Raw genomic sequence first — 8,618 nt, 5'->3', positions numbered from 1 at the left:
GGCGTAGCCGCACTTGTTATTGTTCCGCCGAACTCTGCGGCGGTTCGCCTTAATTCCTCGACAGGCTCGGAATGATGTGAGTATAAGCATTTCTTTTCTTTATATTTAATCAAGTTTTGCTTTTCGCAAAACTTCCGCAACTATTATCTCTTATCTTTTATCTCTTATTTATTATCTTTTAACCTATTTATCGCGCAATGCAAGCTGTTTGCCGACTGCGAGGATTGTATATTCCGCATTGTGCCTGCCTATTATCTGCATGCCGACGGGCATGCCGTGCGCCGTGCCGAACGGCACGCTTACTGCGGGCAATCCCGCAAGGCTGACGGGCGCGGCGTACATATCGTTGTAGTGTGAAACGTCGGGCGGCAGTTTTTCACCTATTTTCGGCGCGACGTTGGGCGCGGTCGGACAAATCAAAACGTCGCAGGTTTGGAGCGCGCGCAAATATTCCGACCGTATTACGGCACGCACGCGCGCCGCTTTAACGTACAGTTCTTCGTAACGCGCGCCATCCGTAACGTACTCGCCCGTTATTATTCTGCGCTTAAACTCCGCGCCCGTTTGCGCCCCGTCGCGCATAGTGCGCTTTATTTGCTTATAGCTATTAGCCGCTTCCGCCGACGATATTACGTGATATGCGGCTATGCCCGCCGCAAACGACGGCAATCCCACGCGCACTGTTTTTGCGCCCGCATCGCGCAACGCCGTCAATGCGCGGTTATATGCCGACAGCGCTTGCTCGTCAAGATATTCGACGTTCATAAACTCGTCCGCGACGCCCACCGTCATGCCGCGCAAATCGATTTCAGTCAATCCGCAATATTTATTGCGTTCGCCCGCCGTGCCGTCATACAGCGAGGCGAACAACGTCGCAACGTCGTCGCAATCGCGCGCGATAAGCCCTACGCAATCGAGCGACGGCGCAAACCCGATCAGTCCGTCGCAATCGATCGCGCCGAAAGTAGGTTTAAGCCCGACAACGCCGCAATACGCCGCAGGCTGGCGCGCCGACCCGCCCGTGTCGCTTCCTATCGCGCAAAACGCCTGCCGCGCCGCAACGCAGTTAGCCGACCCGCCCGAGCTTCCGCCGGTCACTCGCGTCGTATCTTTGGCGTTTTTCGCCGCGCCGAACGCCGAGTTCTCGTTGGTACTGCCCATTGCGAACTCGTCCATATTCGTCTTGCCTATAATAATCGCGCCCGCGGCTTTTAGCTTTTTTACGACCGCCGCGTCCGAACTCGGCACGTAATTTTCGAGCGTGCGCGAAGCGCATGTCGTTCTTATCCCCGCCGTCGCTATATTGTCCTTAACGGCAATCGGCACGCCACATAAAACGCTTGTCGACGCGCCGCTGTTTAACGCATTGTCCGCTTCGGTTGCGGCGGCGATCGCGGCGTCCTCGCACACTGTGATAAAGTTATTTAAATTCTCGGTCGCGCGTATGCGTTCCAAGCACGCCTTAACGACCTCGGTTGCCGTAAGCTCTCTCTTTTTCAACAGTGCGGAAAGATCCGCAACAGACAGTTCGGTAATGTTCATGCGTTCGACCTCGGCACTGCGTTACCGTCGCCGCCGTCGCCGAAATACGGCGTTATTTCGTCCGTGCTCACGTCCGACAAAACCGCAAAATTTTCCGCCTGTCTTGCAAGGTGCGATCGTACCGCTTCGGCTTCCTCCGCCGTTACGGTCAGTCCCGCGCGCAACGCCGCGCGCGTTATATTATCTGTTGTTAAGTCGCTGTCCATGCAAAAAACGCTCCTCGTGGCGCATGATTACGCTAATAATTTTACACCGCCGCGACCGCGCTGTCAATCAAATACGCAACCGCGGCGAATAATAATTTTTTGCGGCGGGGTGTTCTCGCCGCGCATAAATTTTGCCGAGGCTATAAGGGGCGGACAGCCGAAAAAATTATATAAGTTAAAGCAAGGGTCTTGACTTTATCGCGTGCGTGTTTTATAATATAAAGGTTGCGAATAACAACACATTTTTTTCACGTTATAATTTACATTGGAGGTTTGATTATATGGTCAAAATGACAATCGACGGCAATACCGCCGCCTCGCACGTGGCGTATGCCTTTTCGGAGGTAGCGGCGATATACCCCATTACGCCGTCGTCGCCCATGGCGGAGTATGCCGACGAATGGGCTACCGCAGGACGCAAAAACATGTTCGGGCAGGAACTGCGCATTGCAGAAATGCAGTCGGAGGGCGGCGCGGCAGGCGCCGTTCACGGCTCGCTGTGCGCGGGCGCGCTCACCACAACTTACACGGCGAGCCAAGGCTTGCTCCTCATGATCCCCAACATGTACAAAATTTCGGGCGAGCTGTTGCCCACCGTTTTCCACGTAAGCGCACGCGCGCTTGCCGCTCACGCGCTTAACATATTCGGCGACCACTCCGACGTTATGGCGTGCCGTCAAACGGGCTTCGCAATGCTTGCCAGCAACTCCGTTCAGGAGGCTATGGATCTTGCGCTCGTCGCGCACCTGTCCACGCTCAAATCCAAAGTGCCGTTCCTGCACTTCTTCGACGGATTCCGCACCAGCCACGAAATCGACAAGATCGACGGCATAGAATACGACGAAATCAAAAAACTCGCCGAAAAAACGGGCTGCATGGACGAGATCCGCGAATTCAAGTCGCGCGCGCTCAACCCCGAACACCCGCACCAGAAAGGCACGGCGCAGAACGCGGATATTTACTTCCAGAACCGCGAAGCCGCCAACAAATATTACGACGCCACGCCCGACATTGTTCAGGCTATGATGGACGAAGTAAAAACCGTTACGGGCAGAGAGTACAAGCTGTTCCAGTACTACGGCGACAAGAAAGCCGAAAACGTCATCGTCATGATGGGTTCGGGTTGCGAAGCCGTCGAAGAAACGGTTGACTACCTTGCCAAACAGGGCAAAAAAGTCGGCTTGCTCAAAGTCCGCCTTTACCGCCCGTTCTCTATCAAATATTTCGTACAAGCCCTGCCCAAAACGGTCAAGCGCATTGCCGTGCTCGACCGCACAAAAGAGCCCGGCTCGTTGGGCGAACCTCTGTACCTCGACGTTTGCACCGCGCTCACCGAAGCGGGCATGACGGGCGTTAAGGTTATCGGCGGAAGATACGGCTTGGGCTCCAAAGAGTTCAACCCGTCCATGGTCAACGCGGTTTACAAAAACCTCGCCGCCGCTACGCCCAAAAACCACTTTACTGTCGGCATCAACGACGACGTGACCAATACGTCGCTCGACTGCTCCGAGTTTGTCAACGCCTCCCCTGCGGGCACTATCCGTTGCAAGTTCTACGGACTGGGCAGCGACGGCACGGTCGGCGCAAACAAAAACTCGATTAAGATTATCGGCGACCACACCGACAAATACGCGCAAGGCTACTTCTTCTACGACTCCAAAAAGTCGGGCGGTCTTACAATCTCGCACCTGCGCTTCGGCGACGTGCCTATAAAGTCCACCTACCTCATCGACCAAGCGGACTTCGTTGCGTGCCATAACCCGTCCTATGTAACACACTACAACATGGTTGACGACATTAAGGACGGCGGCGTGTTCCTTTTGAACTGCCACTGGACGCCCGAACAGCTCGACGCGGAACTCCCCGCCGAAATGAAGCGCACTATCGCCAAAAAGCACATCAAGTTCTACACGATCAACGCGCTTAAAATAGTAAACGAAATCGGCGCGCGCAAGGGCGTCAACACCGTTTGCCAAGCCGCGTTCTTCAAGCTCGCCGACATCATCCCCTACGAGGAAGCCGCGGGCTACATGAAGCAGATGATCAAAAAGGCTTACGGCAAGAAGGGCGACGACGTCGTCAACATGAACTACGCGTGCGTGGACAACGCTATCGCGGGTCTTGTCGAAGTCAAAGTGCCCGCAGAATGGGCTAACGCGACCACAGGCGCGAAAGCCGCGGAAGTGGACGGCGACGATTACTTCAAAAACGTCGTCAACCCCATACTCCGTCAGGAAGGCGACAAGCTGCCCGTATCGGCGTTTGCTCCCGACGGTTCCGTTCCGAGCGGCACGACAAAATACGAAAAACGCGGCATTGCGCCCAACGTTCCCACGTGGATTTCGGGCAACTGCATACAGTGCAACCAATGCTCGCTCGTCTGCCCGCACGCGTGCTTGCGCCCCGTGCTCGCGACAGCCGATCAGCTTAAAGACGCACCCGCGACCTTTGTTGCGGTTGACGCAAAGAACCCCAAACTCAAAGCTGCGGGATATTCGTACCGCATGCAGCTCTCCCCGCTCGATTGTACGGGTTGCGGCTCTTGCGCCAACGTTTGCCCTGCCAAGGAAAAAGCGCTCGTTATGAGACCGCTCGACGATGTCATCGACGCGGAAAACGCCAACTATGCGCACTCGCAAAAGATTCCGTTTGCGGACGTTTCGCAACACGTTGCGCCCACGACCGTTATCGGCAGTCAGTTCAAACAGCCTTTGTTCGAGTTCTCGGGCGCGTGCGCGGGTTGCGGCGAAACGCCTTACGTCAAGCTCATTACGCAATTGTTCGGCGACCGCATGGTTATAGCCAACGCGACGGGCTGTTCGTCTATTTACGGCGGCTCGGCTCCGACCTGCCCTTACACCAAGAACGCGGAAGGCAAAGGTCCCGCGTGGGCAAACAGCTTGTTCGAGGACAATGCGGAATACGGTTACGGCATGCACCTTGCGTACAAGGCGCGCCGCGAAGCGCTTAAAGACAAAGTCGCCGCGCTCGCCGAAAAATGGAGCAAGTGGGACGAAGGCAAAAAAGCCTGCAACGACTGGATAGCGAACATGGACGACGCGGAAGGCAGCAAGAAAGCCGCCGCCGCACTCGTTAAAGCGCTCGAAGGCTGCAAGGACTGCGGATGCGATTGCGACGAACTCGCAAAAGAAATTCACGCGGAAAAAGATTGCCTCGTAAAACCGTCCATCTGGATCTTCGGCGGCGACGGCTGGGCATACGACATCGGTTACGGCGGTTTGGATCATGTGCTCGCTTCGGGCGAGGACGTAAACGTGCTCGTAGTTGACACCGAGGTGTATTCCAACACCGGCGGTCAGTCGAGTAAGTCCACCCCTACCGGCTCGGTCGCGAAGTTCGCGGCGGGCGGCAAGCGCACCAAAAAGAAAGACCTCGGCGCAATGGCTATGACTTACGGCTATGTCTATGTCGCGCAGGTCGCTATGGGCGCGGACAAGAACCAAGTTCTCAAAGCTATCGCTGAAGCGGAAGCATATCACGGCCCGTCGCTCATCATAGCTTACGCGACCTGTATCAACCACGGTATCGATATGTCCAACGGCATGGCGGAAGAGGACAAAGCGGTCAAAGCGGGCTACTGGCAGCTCTACCGCTTCAACCCCGAACTTGCCGAGAAAGGACAAAATCCGTTCTCGCTCGACAGCAAAGACCCGACGGGCAACTATCAAGAGTTTATCGCAGGCGAAACGCGTTATAAATCGCTCGCCAAAGCAAAACCCGAAATAGCCCAAGCCCTGTTCGAGCGCGCCGAAAAGGAAGCCAAAAACAGGCTCGAAGGCTACAAAAAACGCGCCGAAAAAGACTGATAGCGCAGTAGCCGAATAATTGCACAAGTATTAAAACCCCCGATAGAGTTTATTCTATCGGGGGTTTCGTTTGCGGAAAAAACATAATTATACGCCGAAGTTAAAATCCCGGCACAAGAAAACCGTGCGGGGATTTTATAAGTTAATCAATTTTTTATAGATTATCTTTTGCCGTTTCTGTTTTTAAACGGATTTTTATGCGATTTTGCGTTGGGCGGCTTTTGCGTTTTTGTATCGCTCTCCCGCCTGTCGTTTTCGCTTATTACCTCCACGTCGCTCACTTCGACGATAGGACCTTGCTTGCGCTTCTTTTTAGGCGGCTCTTCTTCATAAAAAGCCGATCTGCGCGGACTTACGTCAAACCCGAACAACCCGCCTAAAAGATCGCCTATCGGGTCGCCGAAAAGTCCGCCGAAAAGCGAAGCAAACGGATCGCCGAACCCGTCGTCGTCCTCGAACCCGTAAGGATGGGTCAAATACACGTTGCACGGATCGATTATCTTTGTTTCCGTCTTTTCCTGTTCGGTTTTAGGCTCGTCGCCCGCGCGCTCGTCAACGACGGCGAGCGTTTTTACCTCGTAACCGCAGCGTATACATTTATTCTTATTGCCCATATCATAGCCGCATTGCGGACAAATCATGTTATGCCTCTTTAAGCCTATCGAATAAATTTATATTACCTTTATATTATACACCCCGCCCACGCGCTTTGTCAACTTTTTTATATCGCGCAAAACGGCGGACAATGTCTTTTTTACCCGCCGTTTTACATCTACCGCGACCGAAATCACTCTAATTATTATAATTGTCTATATTTGACAGCGCAGTATTTCGCTTTGTCGTAACATATTCCGCGAACGGCATATTGCCCGTGTCAGTCGCATCAAACCTCAAATCGTTTCGCGCAACCGCGCCCGAAACATAATTGCCGTACTTTGTTTTGTAATTGTTTTTGTACTTGTCAAACGCTTGCGCGGAAAGCATTTCGCTATCCGACAGCGTAATAAGATGTTCGCGGAATTTCATGAGCGTCGAGTCTTCGCCCGTCGGCGCGCCCTTGCAAATCAAATTCTTATACAGAGGATTATACTGACTGTCGCCGTTCGCCGCTATGCGCCTTGTGTACGGCTCCAACAGTGCGGACGCGCTACCCGTCGGGTTCCAGTCCGCAGTCAAGCCCAAACAACGGTCGTAGTCGTAAGGGATTATAACCGCCTTGCCGTCCGACTTGCGGAAGTAAATATAATAGTTGTTGTAGTTGTTGCGAATGCAGTCGGGATTGCCCAGCATGTAATTAACCGCCTCGAACTTTGCAAAGTTTTCTACGTCGAGCACAGCCGAATAGTCGCAACCCTCGCCGGTTATCGCCGCAATGAAATTGCGCATGGACGCAAAGTCGCGCAAGCCCGTAACCTTGTCTTTCTTTTTATTGGTCTTTTTGTCATACGTGTAGAACTTGCCTTTAAGTTCGTTCTCCACGCCTATGCGATTGTCGAGATCGTAATCGGTTAGGTCCGCGGGACCCGTTTTCGTGTATGTGCATTTCCACAAGTCGCCCGCCTCTTGCTCGCCGAATTTGCGTGAGATAAACGCTTCGTCGATCGCCTCATGAATTCTGTACACGCCCAAATTTTTCGTCCGCGCGTCTTTTTCGAGCGCGGTGACCGAACACATTGTGACATTGGGCGCGATAACGCCGTTTTCTCTAAACAGCTTCATTGCGTACATTTCGCGCACATACGTTTCGTCGTGCGTAGAGTTGTACTTGATGTCTATCTTCTCCATGCCGCCGAACATGCGGTCTTTACGCGCTTCGCGCGCCGCGTCGTCCGTCCACACCTTCAACTCGTCCTCGGTATAGCCGTCCTCCACGTCGTCGAACGTCTGTTTAAACGACAACTTCATGTGCAACGCGCCGAAAAACCCGTCGTCGTTATAAAACTCGCGGCGCGACGTGTTGCCCTTCATGCGGACGCCCACTTCCTCGTAATAGTAGTACAGCATGCCGTCGCCGTCGTCTATGCCGATAGTTACGTTGTCCGCCATGCGGTATATGGGCGATTTGCTGTTCTGCGCCTCGAATACGACATAATCGTTGTTCAGTTTTTTCCACTCTTTGTCGGACATGTTTATATCGACCGATACAGTCGAATTCTCATCGAACAGCGCGGTATACACGGCGTCGGTATTGCCGGAAACGTATCGCGCCGAAAACGTGACGTTTTCCGCAAAGCTCGCGTCCGGGTCGAACTCGACGTCGCCGCTGTACCAGCCTATAAACGCATTGCCGTCCAACCGCGGCGTTTTGTCGAACGCAACGCCGCCGTCGTTATCGACCTTGACCGTCACGCTCGTTTTACCGTCGGCAAACGCGCCGCCGTTCGCGCTGAACGTAACTTTGACAGAACCGTCGTCATGCGTCGGTCCGTTCGTGTTTGCGCAAGCGACAAGAGTCAAACATGCCGCCGCGATCCCCGCCGTTATTATCAATTTTTTCATACTGTTATTTTACCACGCACGCCGCATAAAATCAAGAGGTTTTATCAATTTTGCCGTAATTTCGCAAAACCCTACGCACAAGCCGTAAATTGTGATATAATATACCCATGAAAAAACTGTTGCCCGTCTGCATACTTGTCACGTCCATAATAGTCTTGACGTTTTCCGCCGCCGCGCTCATTTGCATGATTGCGGCGGTGTATGCCGCGCCCGCGGCAGTTATAGCAGTGCCCGCGGCAATAGTTTCACTGTTCCTTTGCGCGCTGACATTGCCGTTTGCCGTGCTGTTCAAGCGCGACAGGCTGTGCTTTATTTCAATTTTTATCGGCGGCGGCGCATTATTATTTTCCGCCGTATCGATTGTTATTTGGTTGGTCGCGTTGTAATACTCTTGCCGCGCAACAGCCGATAAGCAATATCGCAAACTCTGCCAAATACAACCGCATTATCCACGACTTCCACGCGCAAATGAAACTCCCCCGGCGAAGCCGGGGGTTTCTCATATGCGGGCAAAAGCCCTAAATTGTTACTAGCCGCGCCTAAA

6 protein-coding genes are annotated in these 8,618 nt (G+C 53.5%); 2 read left to right on the top strand and 4 right to left on the bottom strand.

Features of this window, described 5'->3' with window-relative positions:
* Window positions 1-183 precede the first annotated feature (183 nt).
* Complete coding sequence (locus tag NFR57_RS08685) at window positions 184-1,542, bottom strand: amidase (protein WP_251183448.1); 1,359 nt, start codon at window positions 1,540-1,542, stop codon at window positions 184-186.
* On the bottom strand, window positions 1,539-1,748 hold the full coding sequence (locus NFR57_RS08680) for a hypothetical protein (protein ID WP_251183447.1): 210 nt from the start codon (window positions 1,746-1,748) through the stop codon (window positions 1,539-1,541). Before NFR57_RS08680 ends, NFR57_RS08685 begins: the two co-directional genes overlap by 4 nt.
* Window positions 1,749-2,029: 281 nt before the next feature.
* Between NFR57_RS08680 and nifJ the strand changes: the two genes are divergently transcribed.
* Window positions 2,030-5,575 carry a pyruvate:ferredoxin (flavodoxin) oxidoreductase gene (gene nifJ / locus NFR57_RS08675; protein WP_251183446.1) on the top strand — a complete coding sequence of 1,182 codons (3,546 nt, stop codon included), beginning with the start codon at window positions 2,030-2,032 and terminating at the stop codon, window positions 5,573-5,575.
* 161 nt (window positions 5,576-5,736) lie between these two features.
* Here the strand turns inward: nifJ and NFR57_RS08670 are convergent, their stop codons facing one another.
* Together NFR57_RS08670 and NFR57_RS08665 are read right to left on the bottom strand one after the other, a co-directional pair.
* Entirely contained in the window at window positions 5,737-6,216 is a 480-nt protein-coding gene (locus tag NFR57_RS08670; RefSeq protein WP_251183445.1) for a hypothetical protein, read from the bottom strand.
* Window positions 6,217-6,367: 151 nt separating this feature from the next.
* Window positions 6,368-8,074 carry a CotH kinase family protein gene (locus NFR57_RS08665; protein ID WP_251183444.1) on the bottom strand — a complete coding sequence of 569 codons (1,707 nt, stop codon included), beginning with the start codon at window positions 8,072-8,074 and terminating at the stop codon, window positions 6,368-6,370.
* 107 nt (window positions 8,075-8,181) lie between these two features.
* Between NFR57_RS08665 and NFR57_RS08660 the strand changes: the two genes are divergently transcribed.
* Window positions 8,182-8,460 carry a hypothetical protein gene (locus NFR57_RS08660; RefSeq protein ID WP_251183443.1) on the top strand — a complete coding sequence of 93 codons (279 nt, stop codon included), beginning with the start codon at window positions 8,182-8,184 and terminating at the stop codon, window positions 8,458-8,460.
* The last annotated feature ends 158 nt before the right edge of the window (window positions 8,461-8,618 follow it).

The sequence above is a fragment of the Anaerocaecibacter muris genome (assembly GCF_943192945.1).
GTDB lineage: Bacteria > Bacillota > Clostridia > Christensenellales > Pumilibacteraceae > Anaerocaecibacter > Anaerocaecibacter muris.
The sequence above is the reverse complement of the archived record's forward strand: the minus strand, read 5'-3'. Positions and strand labels throughout refer to the sequence as shown.